At 45.2% G+C, this 16668-nt stretch carries 13 protein-coding genes and 1 pseudogene; 6 read left to right on the top strand and 8 right to left on the bottom strand.

The window, feature by feature from the left end; translation table 11 throughout:
• Window positions 1-34 precede the first annotated feature (34 nt).
• On the bottom strand, window positions 35-901 hold the full coding sequence (locus NSQ68_RS11455; RefSeq protein ID WP_342428867.1) for a glycosyltransferase family 2 protein: 867 nt from the start codon (window positions 899-901) through the stop codon (window positions 35-37).
• A gap of 236 nt (window positions 902-1137) precedes the next feature.
• On the opposite strand from NSQ68_RS11455, the gene NSQ68_RS11450 reads away from it, so the two are divergent.
• A complete protein-coding gene (locus tag NSQ68_RS11450) occupies window positions 1138-2667 on the top strand; it encodes a glycosyltransferase (protein ID WP_342428866.1) in 1530 nt (509 codons plus the stop codon).
• A 131-nt stretch (window positions 2668-2798) separates the two neighbouring features.
• On the opposite strand, the gene NSQ68_RS11445 is transcribed toward NSQ68_RS11450, so the two are convergent.
• From NSQ68_RS11445 to NSQ68_RS11425, 5 genes and pseudogenes are all read right to left on the bottom strand, one after another.
• Entirely contained in the window at window positions 2799-3071 is a 273-nt protein-coding gene (locus tag NSQ68_RS11445; protein ID WP_342428865.1) for a hypothetical protein, read from the bottom strand.
• A 90-nt stretch (window positions 3072-3161) separates the two neighbouring features.
• Window positions 3162-5789 carry a hypothetical protein gene (locus tag NSQ68_RS11440; RefSeq protein ID WP_342428864.1) on the bottom strand — a complete coding sequence of 876 codons (2628 nt, stop codon included), beginning with the start codon at window positions 5787-5789 and terminating at the stop codon, window positions 3162-3164.
• A gap of 513 nt (window positions 5790-6302) precedes the next feature.
• Entirely contained in the window at window positions 6303-6656 is a 354-nt protein-coding gene (locus NSQ68_RS11435) for a hypothetical protein (RefSeq protein WP_342428863.1), read from the bottom strand.
• A gap of 365 nt (window positions 6657-7021) precedes the next feature.
• The gene (locus tag NSQ68_RS11430) at window positions 7022-7750 is read right to left on the bottom strand and encodes a glycosyltransferase family 2 protein (RefSeq protein WP_342428862.1); all 729 of its coding nucleotides are present in this window, start codon (window positions 7748-7750) and stop codon (window positions 7022-7024) included.
• A gap of 414 nt (window positions 7751-8164) precedes the next feature.
• Window positions 8165-9167 (bottom strand): annotated as a pseudogene (locus NSQ68_RS11425) (LLM class flavin-dependent oxidoreductase).
• A gap of 245 nt (window positions 9168-9412) precedes the next feature.
• On the opposite strand from NSQ68_RS11425, the gene NSQ68_RS11420 reads away from it, so the two are divergent.
• From NSQ68_RS11420 to NSQ68_RS11405, 4 genes are all read left to right on the top strand, one after another.
• The gene (locus NSQ68_RS11420) at window positions 9413-9889 is read left to right on the top strand and encodes an Rrf2 family transcriptional regulator (RefSeq protein ID WP_342428861.1); all 477 of its coding nucleotides are present in this window, start codon (window positions 9413-9415) and stop codon (window positions 9887-9889) included.
• Between the two features lie 31 nt (window positions 9890-9920).
• Window positions 9921-10802, top strand: coding sequence for an Hsp33 family molecular chaperone HslO (gene hslO / locus NSQ68_RS11415; RefSeq protein WP_342428860.1), 882 nt, complete (start codon window positions 9921-9923; stop codon window positions 10800-10802).
• A 155-nt stretch (window positions 10803-10957) separates the two neighbouring features.
• Window positions 10958-11791: a class I SAM-dependent methyltransferase gene (locus NSQ68_RS11410; protein WP_342428859.1), complete on the top strand. Its 834-nt coding sequence runs from the start codon at window positions 10958-10960 to the stop codon at window positions 11789-11791.
• A 152-nt stretch (window positions 11792-11943) separates the two neighbouring features.
• Complete coding sequence (locus NSQ68_RS11405) at window positions 11944-12276, top strand: DUF5301 domain-containing protein (RefSeq protein ID WP_342429105.1); 333 nt, start codon at window positions 11944-11946, stop codon at window positions 12274-12276.
• A gap of 42 nt (window positions 12277-12318) precedes the next feature.
• Here NSQ68_RS11405 and NSQ68_RS11400 read toward each other — a convergent pair whose 3' ends face one another.
• Window positions 12319-13476, bottom strand: coding sequence for a GNAT family N-acetyltransferase (locus NSQ68_RS11400; protein ID WP_342428858.1), 1158 nt, complete (start codon window positions 13474-13476; stop codon window positions 12319-12321).
• A gap of 349 nt (window positions 13477-13825) precedes the next feature.
• Between NSQ68_RS11400 and NSQ68_RS11395 the strand changes: the two genes are divergently transcribed.
• Window positions 13826-14695, top strand: coding sequence for an aminoglycoside 6-adenylyltransferase (locus NSQ68_RS11395; RefSeq protein WP_342428857.1), 870 nt, complete (start codon window positions 13826-13828; stop codon window positions 14693-14695).
• 49 nt (window positions 14696-14744) lie between these two features.
• Here the strand turns inward: NSQ68_RS11395 and NSQ68_RS11390 are convergent, their stop codons facing one another.
• Entirely contained in the window at window positions 14745-16613 is a 1869-nt protein-coding gene (locus NSQ68_RS11390; RefSeq protein WP_342428856.1) for an alpha/beta fold hydrolase, read from the bottom strand.
• Window positions 16614-16668: the final 55 nt, after the last annotated feature.

Genomic DNA, 16668 nt, shown 5'->3' with positions numbered 1-16668 from the left:
AAGCCAGCCTCCTTTGCACATGGGATGAGCAAGTTTAGGATTCCAATGTTTTTAATATCATTTCAATTCGCTTGATATCTGCAACAAATTGTGGACGGCCTTTTATACGTTCATGATAAGAATGAAGTGCAGTTTTAAACAAATCGTTAGTATCAAGAAATCCATCATCTCTTGAGGCAATCATAATATCTAACCATTCCGTGAATGCATTTTGACCAAGCGTTTGATTATTTTGATTGGGATGTATTCGAAAATAGCTTAGCGCTTCAGGAATATAAACTGCTTTTCCTTTGGATAGTAAGTTCAACCAGGAAGCTAAATCATTAAGAAGAGAATACTGTTTTCCTTTATAAACTCCAAACCGTTCGATAAGATCTGTTTTTTTGAAAAACACTGTTGTAGGTTCACCAATCACATTTAAACAACGAGTTAATGCAACGTTTGCCAACATTCTTCCGTCCATTATCCTTGTTTCTTCGTATAACTTTTCCGTTGCATAGAGCGGTGGGAGAATAGCCCCTGATTCATTCATGGTTTGCCGATACGAGGTAACCAGTGTGATGTTTTCGAAATTTTCAAAAAAATAGAGCATCCTTGCTATTTTTTCTTTATGAAACATGTCGTCATCCATCAAGTAATTGATATATTCACCTGATGCCAAATCAAAACATTTATGCCAATTTCCAAGAAAAAGATTTTTATCATTTTTATAATATTTAATTTGGGGAAAAGAATCTAAATAAGAATCAATCATTTCTTGTACTTCATTCGTTGTACTGTCATCACAGATAATAATTTCGATGTTCGGGTAAGTTTGTTCCAATACACTGTCGATGGCGATTTTTAGTGTATGCGGCCGGTTATATGCAGGTATAACTACACTTACTAATGGGCATTCCACACTTACTCCACCTTTCTTTTATGCTTAGGTGTTTACGTCGGAGGTTTCAAACGGTTTATTCGCTATGTTCATATGGGCTGGCATTTTCCTCACATCCCCGAACACATACACATACATATATACTACTGGGAAATAAAATGATGCCAGGAAAATGGTTGTTTCAATAAAAATAATAACTTACGTCTGAACGGCACCTCCCTCTCGTTGGTGTTCGAAACTGGTAAAGGGGAATGATCATGTCATTGAATTTCACTCCGCTACTGACAACTCATTTATTTGTATCGAAGAAGGTTTTAAAGGATCATGTAAAAGAATTGATAGATAGATTGGAAGAAAGTCACATTACAATAAACTTGTATGAGGCTGAGCAACCACTTATAGACAATAGCCTCCAAAAGCCTCGGGTTTACGTCTCGATCGGAGAAGAGTGGGGAGAATTTTCAGCACTAAAAGCGTTGCCTGGTCACGAAAAAAAACGCTGGTTGCACTTCCAATCACCAAACGAAATTCAACCTATGCATTTATTTTTCTGCTGGCTTAAGGCAACAGATCCTCTGCCGGAGAATAGAACGATTCCTCCAACACATTTTTCTTCAAACACACCTTTAATATCCGTCTTTACTGCCAGCTACAGATCAAAGGAAAAAATTCAACGACCTTATCAATCTTTATTGAAGCAGACCTACAAGAACTGGGAATGGGTAATCGTGGATGATTCCGGTGATGAAGATGAAACGTACAAGGAGTATTTACTCCCTTTAGAGGATCACCGTGTGCGGAGATATCGCCAGGATTCCCGCAATGGTTATATAGGGGCTATCAAAAGGTTTGCAGCAGGTCTATGTACAGGGGAAATTTTGGTAGAAGTCGATCATGATGATGAGCTAACTCCTGACTGCCTGGAGAAAATCGTCAAAGCATTTCAACAAAACCCTGACTGTGGCTTTGTTTATGGGGATTGTGCTGAAGTGTATGCAGGGAGCAATCATGCACATTGGTATGGCTGGGATTGTGGCTTTGGCTACAGTGTTCATTATCGAGTCTGGCTGCATGAAATGAACAGATGGCAAAATGTACAAAAACATACGACCATTAATGGCAAAACCATTCGACATTTGGTCGGTTTACCCAATCATCCCCGTGCGTGGACGAGGGACTGTTACCATCTGATCGGAGGCCATCGCAATGAACTACTGGTAGCAGATGATTACGATATGCTGGTCCGGACGTTTCTTTGTACTAAATTTGTAAACATCCCCGATTTGATATATATCCAATATCGTAACGAACATGGAAATAACACTACATTTCTCAGAAATAAGCAGATTCAGGTTCTTGTAAGGGAACTATATAGATGCTATTTTCAAAGGATCCAAATGAGATTGAAAGAGCTCGATTTACCAGAGCTATTGCCTTATCGTCGTATTTGGGAGACTTCTACGGATGATCCCGCCCGGAAATCTGCTCATGTTATTCAAGAAGATACTTCAAGATTCTCGATATTGTTCCCTATCCCCCATCCCTGCCCTGAAATAGAGCATACCCAATTAATTAAGACACTCCAAAAGGGCATTGAAAACAACTTTAGGGAGATTGAAATTGTGGTTGTAGGTCGAATTCCATCAGAAATCGAAACCTATGCCTCCAAAGCTCCCAGGGGAGCCATACGATGGTGGCCTATGGAGCCAAATGATTCATTAGAAACTTGTATTCAATATGGAAAATTTGTTGCGTCCTGCAAAGAGAAAGTGGTTGTGTTGCCCTAAATTACAACAAGGCTGATTAGAATATTAGCCAACAATTATTTTCCAATACCTTTGCCGAAGTCTCTCTGAATCATTTCCATGAGACTTCGACAAAGGTTTTTTTTCGTTACAGCAGAACTGCAAACATGAACTTAAGACAAAAAAAGAACCCAAAAGTTATAAATAACTTTTGAGTCCTCTAAATATACCTTGACCTTAAGCTGGTCCTTGGTCACCTTGCGGTCCTTGAACACCCTGAGGTCCTTGGTCGCCTTGCACGCCTTGAACTCCTTGAGGGCCTTGGTCGCCTTGGACGCCTTGAACTCCCTGAGGGCCTTGGTCGCCTTGCGGTCCTTGAACACCCTGAGGTCCTTGGTCACCTTGAGGTCCTTGGTCGCCTTGTGGTCCTTCAGGTCCTTGGTCACCTTGTGGTCCTTGAACTCCTTGAGGGCCTCCAGCACCTTGTGGACCTAGAGGGCCTTGAGCACCTAGAGGGCCTTGAACACCTTGTGGACCTAGAGGGCCTTGAGCACCTTGTGGTCCTTGAACGCCCTGAGGTCCTTGGTCACCTTGCGGTCCTTGGACTCCTTGAGGTCCTTGTTCGCCTTGGACGCCTTGAACTCCCTGAGGGCCTTGGTCGCCTTGCGGTCCTTGAACTCCTTGAGGTCCTTGTTCGCCTTGGACGCCTTGAACTCCCTGAGGGCCTTGGTCGCCTTGCGGTCCTTGAACTCCTTGAGGTCCTTGGTCGCCCTGAACACCCTGAGGTCCTTGATCGCCTTGGACTCCTTGAGGTCCTTGGTCGCCTTGAACTCCTTGAGGTCCTTGGTCACCTTGGACTCCTTGAGGTCCTTGGTCGCCTTGAACTCCTTGAGGTCCTTGGTCGCCTTGAACTCCTTGAGGTCCTTGGTCGCCTTGAACTCCTTGAGGTCCTTGGTCGCCTTGAACTCCTTGAGGTCCTTGATCGCCTTGGACTCCTTGAGGTCCTTGGTCGCCTTGCACGCCTTGAACTCCTTGGTCGCCTTGTACGCCCTGAGGTCCTTGGTCGCCTTGAACTCCTTGAGGTCCTTGGTCGCCTTGAACTCCTTGAGGTCCTTGATCGCCTTGGACTCCTTGAGGTCCTTGATCGCCTTGAACTCCCTGAGGTCCTTGGTCACCTTGGACGCCCTGAGGTCCTTGGTCGCCTTGGACGCCCTGAGGCCCTTGGTCGCCTTGAACTCCTTGAACACCCTGAGGTCCTTGGTCACCTTGGACTCCTTGAGGTCCTTGGTCACCTTGAACGCCCTGAGGTCCTTGGTCGCCTTGAACTCCTTGAACACCCTGAGGTCCTTGGTCACCTTGGACTCCTTGAGGTCCTTGGTCGCCTTGTACGCCCTGAGGTCCTTGGTCACCTTGCACGCCTTGAACTCCTTGAGGTCCTTGGTCACCTTGGGCTCCTTGAACACCTTGAGGTCCTTGGTCGCCTTGGACGCCTTGAGGGCCTTGGTCACCTTGAACTCCTTGAGGTCCTTGGTCGCCTTGGACGCCTTGAACGCCCTGAGGTCCTTGATCGCCTTGGACTCCTTGAGGTCCTTGATCACCTTGAACGCCCTGAGGTCCTTGGTCGCCTTGGACACCTTGAGGTCCTTGATCGCCTTGTACGCCCTGAGGTCCTTGGTCACCTTGAACTCCCTGAGGTCCTTGGACGCCTTGAACGCCCTGAGGTCCTTGATCGCCTTGGACTCCTTGAGGTCCTTGATCACCTTGAACGCCCTGAGGTCCTTGATCGCCTTGGACACCTTGAGGTCCTTGATCGCCTTGTACGCCCTGAGGTCCTTGGTCACCTTGAACTCCCTGAGGTCCTTGGTCGCCTTGAACTCCCTGAGGTCCTTGGTCGCCTTGGGCTCCTTGAACACCCTGAGGTCCTTGGTCACCTTGGACGCCCTGAACACCCTGAGGTCCTTGGTCACCTTGTACGCCTTGAACTCCTTGAGGTCCTTGGTCGCCTTGAACGCCCTGAACACCCTGAGGTCCTTGGTCGCCTTGCACGCCTTGAACTCCTTGAGGTCCTTGGTCACCTTGATCGCCTTGAACTCCCTGAGGTCCTTGGTCACCTTGGACGCCCTGAGGTCCTTGGTCGCCTTGGACGCCCTGAGGCCCTTGGTCGCCTTGAACTCCTTGAACACCCTGAGGTCCTTGGTCACCTTGGACTCCTTGAGGTCCTTGGTCACCTTGAACGCCCTGAGGTCCTTGGTCGCCTTGAACTCCTTGAACACCCTGAGGTCCTTGGTCACCTTGGACTCCTTGAGGTCCTTGGTCGCCTTGTACGCCCTGAGGTCCTTGGTCACCTTGCACGCCTTGAACTCCTTGAGGTCCTTGGTCACCTTGGGCTCCTTGAACACCTTGAGGTCCTTGGTCGCCTTGGACGCCTTGAGGGCCTTGGTCACCTTGAACTCCTTGAGGTCCTTGGTCGCCTTGGACGCCTTGAACGCCCTGAGGTCCTTGATCGCCTTGGACTCCTTGAGGTCCTTGATCACCTTGAACGCCCTGAGGTCCTTGATCGCCTTGGACACCTTGAGGTCCTTGATCGCCTTGTACGCCCTGAGGTCCTTGGTCACCTTGAACTCCCTGAGGTCCTTGGTCGCCTTGAACTCCCTGAGGTCCTTGGTCGCCTTGGGCTCCTTGAACACCCTGAGGTCCTTGGTCACCTTGGACGCCCTGAACACCCTGAGGTCCTTGGTCACCTTGTACGCCTTGAACTCCTTGAGGTCCTTGGTCGCCTTGTACGCCCTGAACTCCTTGAGGTCCTTGGTCACCTTGGACGCCTTGGACGCCTTGAACACCCTGAGGTCCTTGGTCGCCTTGGGCTCCTTGAACACCCTGAGGTCCTTGGTCGCCTTGGGCTCCTTGAACTCCTTGAGGTCCTTGATCGCCTTGGACGCCCTGAACACCCTGAGGTCCTTGGTCACCTTGGACGCCCTGAACACCCTGAGGTCCTTGGTCGCCTTGGGCTCCCTGAACACCCTGAGGTCCTTGGTCGCCTTGGGCTCCTTGAACACCCTGAGGTCCTTGGTCACCTTGGACGCCTTGAACACCCTGAGGTCCTTGATCACCTTGAACGCCTTGAACACCCTGAGGTCCTTGGTCGCCTTGGGCTCCCTGAACACCCTGAGGTCCTTGGACGCCTTGATCGGTTCCTAAAAGTTCATCAGATACTAACCGATGCGCAGGTACTAATTGCCCCAATGCATCTTTACCCCAAACAGAAATTTGAGTTTCATTCACTGCTGGTCCGCTTGTGGTAAACACGAATTCAAATGCGTCTAAATTTGCAAAGAAATTCCTAGTTATAACCGCATTTGGTCCCACTACAACTAGTTGTTGTACATATACTGTTCTACTGCCGTTTAAAATAAAACCCTCGATCAAAACAGTAGAAGAATTTACAGAATCTCGGTTATCTATTTTTACTGTGACCAGTTGGGTGGGTCTGACTCCTAGAACAGGATCGTTTGCAATGGGTCCAGTAGATAATACTGCCATTTAGATATTCCCTCCTTTCTAGTAAAAGCAAGCTTTTCTTGTAAACAATGAGGTCTTTCTCAAGATCATGTTCCCTCTATTTTATTTCTAAAACATGTGATATGATTGTGGCTTTACCTCTGTGCATTTGTTGAGTTTTAAGACTCTAACTGCTCATCCGCAACAATACGCTGAGCACCAATGATTGTACCACTCCCGTTTTTTCCCCAAACAGAAATATCAGTACTTTCTTCTGCCAAACCGCTTGTGGTAAAAACGAATTCATATGCGTCGAAGTTCGCTAGATAATTTCTCGTAACAACTGCATTGGGGGCTAAAGCTATTTGTTCTAGTGCATTCAATGTTCGTAAACCATTTAAAAAGTATCCCTGAATTAAAATAATTGAAGAATTGACTAAATCGCGGTTAATTATTTTAACAGTAACCTGCTGGATAGGCCTGATCCCACTAACAGGACTATTCTCAATAGGTCCAGTTGATAATACAGCCATTTAGTTGGTCTCCCCTTTCCTATTTATTAACTACAAATCCATATCATATAAAAATACTATATATATATCGAACTTTAAAAATTTATATTTGAGTTTAAATACACTATATTTATTTTGCAGTTCAATCTATATAGAACAGAATAGGATTACTGTAGTTCCATTATCATATTAGTAATTAGTTTCATTTGATTGTTTGGTTGCCTATTAAAAATAAAATAGATATCTACTTATTCAAGCCTTTTTAAATTCCGGGGATATTAAAAGGTAGTGTCCGAGCACTAAGTAAGCTGATTCTTCAATTCATTTCCAATCATAAAAAGGATAAAGGCCCCCCTGAGAAAAAAGGTGCCTTTATCCTTGTAAATCTACAACACTCTAACAGATTTATTTTTTAATTCCTCGAATTGTTCCAACCTTTGTTTTTCATCCCATAAATAATGAAATCCCCATCTATTTGCTGTGTCCCCTTCTCGCAGCCCTTGTTTTAAAGCCGGGAAACGTGAATTTATATAGTCAAGTCCCAAGTATTTATAATGTAGCAATAAAACATCATTGTTAGATGGCTTTTTGACGTCCCCTATAGGTGAAGCAGTATGCCTGCCAGGACTGAAATTTATTTCTTGTATCGTATTTGGATTAAATATTTGAGGCTTATCGTACGTTTGACTTCTTACACCATTTCTTACCGTCTCATGTAATGGTTGATCGCTACTCGGAAAAAAATCAGAAACCATCTCATAACCATCAGGGACAATCAACGTTATCCCTTTAGAGGTGCATTCTTGCAGATATGTTCTAAGGTTAGGATGATAGAAATGTTCATCAGCGTCACAGACAATAACCCAGTCTGCCTTTCCTCTGCTTCCTTTCCAAAATTGATTGAATTTATCTTGTGCTGATTTCACGAGAGAATTACCTTCTATTTCGAATCTATCTATAACAACTTTGGGATTTTCCTTTAACATGGATATAGAATTATCAGTTGAGCCGTTATCGAAAATATAGTATTGATCCGCTATATTATCATAGTGCTTAAAAAAAAACGGGAGCATTTTTTCTTCATTCCAGCATAAAGCATAAACATGGATTATCACGTGCTCTTCCCCTTTCAAACTCAAAGCTTATGGACCAACTTGCTTGATAATATATGCACCTTATATTTGTGAGGTTCAAGTCGTGGAAGACAAGCTTTTCGTTAAGCGAATATGTGAGAGATGATAAATCATAATGCTGAATTGTCGGATTGCACCAGGCTTTAATCATTCTGATCGTAGCTAAGTAGCGTCTCTGCGTACAGTATACGTTGGGTTTGAACAAGCTCCCGAAAAGCGATCCCCCTAACAAAGCCTTTTCACCCTACGGCAGTTATCTGATCAACAGCTACTGTCACGCGTGGAGGGTGCACCCCAACCTATTTGATTCGTAAATATAAGCTTTAAAATATAATAAAGCCATGTCAGGATCAGGTTATGAGAACCTTTTCCAGCACGGCCTTATGGTTTGACCAACTACTCGTCTGTTCGCATTACTTTGGCTAGCAGCTCATACGAGCGCAGGCGCGCTTGATGATCATATACCTGAGAGGTTGTAATCAGCTCATTGGCTCTAGTATCCAATCCATCTTTTGCTTGACGGTGTCAGGACTGCCGATGGCTGAATACCCCAGCATATTACCACGAACCGCCTCCTTTTCCTGCTCACTCCAGAGTTTCTCCATGTCCTCAACTGGTGGCTTCAGTCCTCCGCTATACCCGCGCAGCACATTTAGAAACTGTTGTTCTTGTGATGTAAAGAGCCATTTCGCTTCCTCATCAGAATCTGCAACAAGCACATTAACACCGACCATCACATAGGGCTTATCCAGTGCTTTGGATGGCCGAAAATTGCGATGATACAACTCTAAAGCCTGTAGCAAATGAGCCGGGGCAAAGTGGCTGGCGAACGCGAACGGCAACCCAAGCTGACCTGCCAGCTGTGCGCTGAATCCGCTTGATCCCAGTAACCAGATGGGAATGTTCAGTCCTTCCCCAGGAATCGCTCTTACTCCCGGAACAGCTCCGTTTAGCGCTGGATTCAGGTAAGAACGCAGCTCATTCAATTGCTCGGGGAAATCTTCCCCAGTACTGTGAAGCCCTCGCCGCAGTGCCCTCATCGCGGGTTGATCCGTGCCTGGAGCACGGCCAAGTCCCAGATCAATTCGACCCGGATAGAGCGACTCTAACGTTCCAAACTGCTCCGCAATCATGAGTGGAGCATGGTTAGCCAGCATAATACCGCCTGAACCGACCCGAATCTTGTTTGTATGTGCAGCTACATGCCCGATGATCAGGGACGTAGCCGCACTAGCAACTGCCTGCATGTTATGATGCTCCGTTAGCCAGTACCGATGGTACCCCCATTGTTCTGCATCTGGGCAAGATCCACCGTGTCGCGGAAGGAATCGGCAGGAGTGCCGCCTTCAATGACAGGTGCAAGATCTAATATAGATAGTGCAACGTTCCGCGTAGTCATTATATATAAACCCCCTGTCAAAATATTATTTTACGTATTTCCCTCAACGCCTTAATTCTTTGACCCATCAATTGATACGTCAATTATGATAATGTGTCCCGTTATGAATTGCAAATGATTTAAATTTTTAGTTTTTATCAAAAATCAGTTTACTTTTATGAAAAGCTCATCTATTATGCAATATATGTGGATAATGGTTATCCACGTTAGCCTGGTTATAAATATTGAGGTGATTGCTAGTGCATATGAAAACAGGTGTCGAACAATCTGTCTACGCTCTTCTTCTACTCACGATGCTGCCGGACAAAGCCGTTTTACCTGGGGAGGCCATTAGCCAGCAGTTAGGTGCTTCACCTACTTATTTTCATAAACTGTTACGAAAATTGGTTAGCTCCGATTTGATTACTTCTGTGCCTGGTGTCAAGGGCGGGTTCAAATTAAAGAAAAAACCTGAGGATATACGGGTATTTGATATTTATCTAGCGATTGAGGGACAACAAACCCTTTATTCTTCCAGTGGCATATACAACGAAATGCTTGAATTAAAGAAAGACGATCAGTGTTGTTTACTGGCAAATTTGATGGAAGAAGCCGAAGCCTCCTGGAAGGCCGTTCTGAAAAGAGAAACCATCGCGTCACTATCCGCTGACTTTTTTAAAGAAGGATATGATGACAAAATTACTTCTTTGGGGAACTGGATTCAGGAAAAAATGGTCTTGTAAAGAACTCTAATTAACAGAAAGGAATATAAACATGAACGATTATTTAGTAAAAGCTCTTGCCTACAATAACCAGGTACGGGCTTATGCCGTGAGAACAACGGAAACGGTAAGTGAAGCTCAACGGCGTCATTATACCTGGCCCACAGCATCGGCTGCATTGGGACGTTCTATGACGGTCGGCGTCATGCTGGGAGCCATGCTTAAAGATGAGGATAAACTAACGATCAGGATCAACGGTGGCGGACCTATCGGCACTATTCTTGTCGATACCAACTCCAAAGGTGAAGTTAGAGGTTATGTAAAAAATCCACAAACCCATTTTGAGCTTAATCAGATAGGGAAATTAGATGTCGCCAGAGCTGTCGGAACAGATGGAGCGCTAATTGTATCTAAAGATATCGGCTTAAAACACCCGTTTGTTGGACAAGTCCCTCTCATATCGGGTGAACTGGGCGAGGATTTCACATCTTATCTCGTCCAATCCGAACAAATTCCCTCTTCTGTAGGAGTGGGAGTTATTGTTAACCCGGATAACTCTATTCAGGCGGCTGGAGGTTTCATTATTCAGCTGATGCCAGATACGCAGGAAGAGGTTATCAGTTTTATCGAGAGACGCATTGAGAGCATTCCAAGCATTTCCGCAATGGTCATGGAAGGTCTTACACCAGAGCAGATTCTGGGTCAGATTTTGGGAGAAAGTAACCTGAACATACTGGAAACCATGCCTGTACAATTTCATTATCCCTGCTCAGAAGAAAGAGTTACCCATGCCATTATCAGCTTAGGGAATAAGGAAATAGAAGATATGATTCATACCGATGGACAGGCTGAAGCTCATTGCCACTTTTGTAACGCACACTACCATCTTACCAAAGAAGATCTCGAAGGCATGCTGGAAACAAACATCATTTAAATAGGGCTGTTCCCAAAAAGTAGGTTTAGCTACTGGGGAACAGCTTTTTTCTTTCCCAATGCTTCCGATGGTCTCTTTATCCCAATCACGGTAGACTTGTTCATGATACAAGTGTTAATGTTATATTATTCCAATCACTTGAGATGAGGTGCGCTATGCTCGAAAAAGATACGCATGAAATTCTGGCTTATTATGATGGCGGTGCAGAAATAGGCAGGTTAGAGCGAGGTATCGGAAAAATAGAGCTGGAAAGATCAAAAGAAATCATTTCCCGTTATCTCAACAAGTCTACTCATGTTATTTATGATATTGGCGGCGGTGTAGGGGTCTACTCTTCGTGGCTGGCAGAACTGGGATATGAAGTTCATCTATTTGATCTTTCTTCTCAAGCCATTGAATTCGCTCGTCAGCAGCAACTGAATAACCCTATCATCAGCAAGCTGGAAACCGCAGATGCCAGAAATCTTGATCGTAAAGATGAAAGCGCGGACATCGTGCTATTAATGGGACCTTTGTATCATTTAACGGAACAGAAAGAACGAGTAAAAGCACTGCAAGAAGCGGCGCGTGTCTTAAAGAAGGGCGGAACGCTGATTACTTCAGCTATTTCCAGGTTTGGCTCGTTACTGTGGGGACTATCGGTGTACGGCGAGCGCAATACCATTGTGGAGGAAGATGAGTTCATGGATATGGTCAGACAGGAGCTGGCAGATGGTCAGCATGTGCGCCCTGCTGCTTATCCCTCTTTTCTCACACGCTCCTACTTCCATACACCAGATGCTTTGCGCGCAGACTGGAAGGCGGCTGGATTGCCGAAGCCTCGTGTACTGGGCGTGGAAGGTCCCGTCTGGATTGCACCCGGATTTGAGGAAAAGTGGGCGTTTCCTTCCCATCGCAGCCGTTTGCTGGATATATCACGGCAGGTTGAAGAACAGGAATCTGTAATCGGTATGAGCCCGCATATGCTTGCGGTCGGTACCAAGTCTTGAAGCTCATCACCTCTACAACTATGGAGAGATATAGCCTATGAGAAGATGTAATCGTTACATCGTTAAGTCTGCAATCATTCTGATCAGTTATAATCGGAATGATTTATATCGTAAATCTGGATACTTCTTTTAGAAAAGTCATTTTGGATCGCATGGATACAGCCAAGATTAATACTATTCTCATTAGCAAATCGCCAGACTATACAGACCAATTGGTAAAAGACAAGAATGAAATTCAAAGTATCCTCAATGCTCTCGCTGAAATGAAATTAAGAAAATCCAGTGTATTAGATAAAGGTCTTAATTCCGCATACATGCTCAGTATTTTCGTAGATCACGAAAACGAAAGGGACATATTTGGCATAACACTGTATGACCAAAACTATATAGAAATATATGATGAAACCAAAACGAAAAATAAAGTTACTTCCTATAAAATTACGAGTGATTATGATGTAGAGCCCATTCGTAAACTATTCAAATAGGCCACCAGATATGGCGGCCTTCCTCTATTGCATTCTATCCTTTTATTCAATCGATTCAGCAAGAGTACGAGCAATCTGCTCGCTGTTTGCTTCCTTATAAATAAAATCATGATAATGTGGCTGATGGATGTCGATCCATCCCTTCTCGATTGCCTTCTGATAATAATGTCGTGCGCGTTTTTGTTCACCCGTCAAATAAAACATGCAGGCGGCATTCCAATATAGCCCCGCATCTCCACTCCAATCCCAGCCTTGATCAAGTGCTTGTGCGTAACTCCAGGCCGAGCGGGCATAATCAGGTGCTACACCATATTTTATATTGCCATGCATATAATAGTTCCCGTTCACCAGAAGATTGTTTAAGGGAAGATTCCATCCAAACAGAACCGGAAAATCCGCAAGCAATGTAAAGCCTACAGATAAGGCTGTTCTTTGAGAAGCTATATTATCGGACCAGCACTGCCAGCCGACGCTGGCGATCCCCCGTTGTTTGGCCAGAGAAAGCGCACCGAGAGCTACCTTTCGGGCCCACCCTTTTTTCTGATAGCTCGCAACAGTTTGAATGCCTAACTCACACTCTTGACCCACGACCCAATCGGTCAAGCACCAGCTGACAATGGCCGGGCCTTCCTCCGTATGTTGAATGGCAGCGCATCCAAATCCATTTTTTTCATAAGCAGCCTGAGAGGGCCAACCGTCCAGGATCTCATGAATGATATCCTCAAGACCCGCCAGATGCCGCTGCTTTAATAGTTCACGATCTATTGCTACGATATCCTCCCCAAGCGGGCTAGCTACACTGTCCAAATGCTGAGTAAACGTCATTCGGCCACTCTTCATAGGCTGCACATCCTTCATCACGGTTTCAAGAGCAGCTTCCCACTTCTCATCTGTCGGGTAATATAGCACGTAGTCTAATTTTCCTTTAGATGCCAGTTGAGGTAATAGGATTTCTTGAAGCAACATGTTGATTTCTTTTAAAAAGGCTTTATTGTCCGGACTTCCTCCCAGAAAAATGCCTTGGGGGTTGCTCAATACAGCGGTATCCCCATTATTAGATAAAAAAATTCTACCCGGTATGGTGCCGCTAATGACACCTTGAATCGATATGTGATGCTTCATTGTATTAAAAAGACCGAATGCCTTATAAAAATAAGATTCCGCGAGTTCCATTCCTTGAATCATGTGATGAGCACACATTTGTCCGATTTGCCTCCCATAAGCCTATGAGAGATTCTTTCTTATTCATCTAAATACATAAACCTCTCATAAGCTTTTTGATTTGTTTGTTCGTATTCAAACATCATCACTCCTTTAAACGTATTAGAGGATTAGGCTCTAAGATGGTCTGTACTTGATGCCTCCGCTTCATTATGGATAACACATACAATTCGGTCAAGTGTACTTTTGGTAATAAAGATGGCCTCGGCTGCACTGTTGAATGGCTTCTGTCTATAGGCTATTGTAAGGATAGGAGACTTTTTCCAGATAAAAGAACTTACAGGAGGTTGTTTTCCTTGATGATCCTTCCGCTTATGGAGACAACATTATGAGAAGTGAACATGAAATGCTTCATACCATTCTCCATTTTGCTCAAGAGGACGAGCGGGTACGTGCCGTGATTCTGAATGGTTCACGCGCCAATCCACATGCTCCACGGGACATTTTTCAGGATTATGATATCGTCTTTCTCGTATCCTCCATGGACAGCTTTATTCAGGAACGTCGCTGGATCAACCATTTTGGTGAATTGATCATTATGCAGACGCCCGATGAGCATATGGAACCTATCCCGATGCCCCGCGATCGCTTTGCTTTTCTCATGTTATTTACGGACGGCAATCGCATAGATCTTACACTCTACCCTGCGAATAACATTGCCAATTGGACCCGAGACAGCTTAAGTGTACTGCTGCTGGATAAAGACGGGCTTGTGGAGCCTTTCCCACCGCCAAGTCTTCAAGATTATAAGACGATACCTCCAACTGCCCAAGTCTATGCGAATTCCTGCAACGAGTTTTGGTGGGTCAGTACTTATGTGGCTAAAGGGTTATGGCGACAGGAGCTACCCTATGCCAAATTTATGCTGGACCGGCCTGTGAGAGATGCGCTTCACTTGATGCTGGAATGGCATATTGGTATACGAACAGACTTCGCTGCAGATCCGGGTAAACAGGGAAAATATTTCGAGAACCACCTTGAACCTGATCTTTGGACACTCTATATCCAAACGTTTGCGGATGCAGATTATGAACATACGTGGCAGTCTCTTTTGATCATGGGAAATTTATTTAGAAAAGTTGCCTTGGAAGTAGCGAACTATTATGATTACGAATATCCGACTCTGGACGATCAACGTGTTACGTACTATCTCCATCACGTAAAAGCTCTCCCAGCAGATGCTAAGGACATTTATTGATAAAAAACCAGTCGGCACTTGATTTACATGTGCTAGGCTGGTTTTATTTTTATACACTAACGTTATTCTGTCCTATGTGCTGCTTTAGATATTGCGCTGTTCGTTCCGGTTGCGAGATCGGAAAATGATGAGCTGCCGGAATATTCAGCGTATGCAGGGCATGAAATGGCTCGGGCAACTTATAGATCTGATCCTTCACACCCCATAGAATCGAAACCTCCTCTTTATACATTCTTTCGGATATCTCAGGAACCGACCGGAAGCTATCGGACTTCGTTAGCATGGCTAGGGCTTGCGCAGTCGTCTTTCTTACGCGTGGGGAACGCATTTCTTCAAGAACATACGTGATGTATGCTGGCGGGATATCGTCGATACTTTCAAAACAAGTCTGCGCAAGCAATTGCTTGCGTAAGCCTGAATCGCTGAATCTGCCTAGCATACTCTCCGTAATTCGTGCGCTCCGATATCTGCGCGGAGCAGTATGCAATACAGGCTGCAATAGGTGTAAGCTACTGATACGCTCAGGTACGCGTTCCCATGCCTTAGCAGCTAGTAGTCCGCCGAACGAATGACCTACAAGGCAGATTGGCGTTTCCAAAGCCTGAATAGCCTGCACTAACGATTCAATGTGGCCTTCTAGTACATCCTCCTTATGATGGTATGGGGAACGGCCAAAACCGGGAAGATCCACCAAGCAAACAGAGGATTCCGGAAATTGATTTGCCAGCGGTATCAAACAATCTGCCCCGCTGAAAGTACCGTGAACTAATACGATCGTTGGATTTCCATTCTTCACCCTTCGCTCCAGTGTAGCTAATGGCCCACGTCTGTTGCGGACATATCCATCTGTATCTATGGTGGAATGAGCAATCCTGAAATCAAGATCAGTAATGACAAATGGGAACACGCTTTTGTTCATCGCCTGTGACAACCCGTATTTACGTTGAATCTCTCGTGCTGCATCCAGTGGGTAGTCCACATCCACGATAAAATCGAGTGATTCCTTCGGAATACCTAACTTTTGGCCCAGAGGAGTACCCAGTATACTGGTTAGCCAAGCTGGCGAAATCGAACCGAGCGGTTTACGTACACGAAGCTCCTTCGCCATATTCGTTCCCAGCTCTATCATCGTTGGACTCTGCTGTCTGTCATCCATCAAGTAGTATGTTTCGCTGGCAGGATGTGATTCCTTCGTAAGAGCACTGATCAATTCGGCTGCATGATCTACATGGACCAAGGGGAGCCAATGAGATTTTCCGCCGGGGACAAGTCCCATAAGCTTGCGCGCTGTAGAACCTACGAGAATGCCTAGCCCACCAGTTTGGGGCGTATCCCCAGACTCTGAGTCACCAATGACAACGCTCAAATGGACAACCGAAAGCGGAAATCCTTCCTTGTGTGCTCCTTGACGGATACGCAAATCAGCCAAAAATTTCATCCGTTCATATGGAGGTGCCTGTTCCAAATGAGCGATGACCGGCTCGGGAGTAAGCCAGTTATGATCATTAAAAGGGCTTTTGTACCCAACCAAATGAATAAAATGTCGTAACCCTTTGCTCGCATGAATATATGTAGCCAACGTTATCATTTCTTCTGCCGCTTGTAGAAAAGCTGCTCTCGCATCCTCCTCTCCCAGCAGAATATCCATCGGACCTCCTGCATGAATTATCACATCTGCGGTCTCCACGAGCTGCCTGTCAGCAGGATTTAATCCTAGAGCAGGTATACTCAAATCGCCAATAACCGATGTTAATTTCCCGATATGCCATGCTGTCTCCAAATCCATTTGCCTGCATATTTGTTCCCACTTCTGCTGCGAACGAACCAGGACGGTAATAGTGTGTTCCTCCTTGGAAAGTTGTCGTAACGTATGCATGCCGATAAATCCTGTGCCGCCCGTGATAAAGATATGTGCCATATACGAAACCTGCCTTTTTTAATTTTTAGTACTTCGTAGTACTAATAAAGATTAA

Source organism: Paenibacillus sp. FSL L8-0158, assembly GCF_038592965.1.
GTDB classification, from domain to species: Bacteria; Bacillota; Bacilli; order Paenibacillales; family Paenibacillaceae; genus Paenibacillus; species Paenibacillus polymyxa_D.
This window is presented reverse-complemented; position numbering and strand designations above follow the sequence as displayed.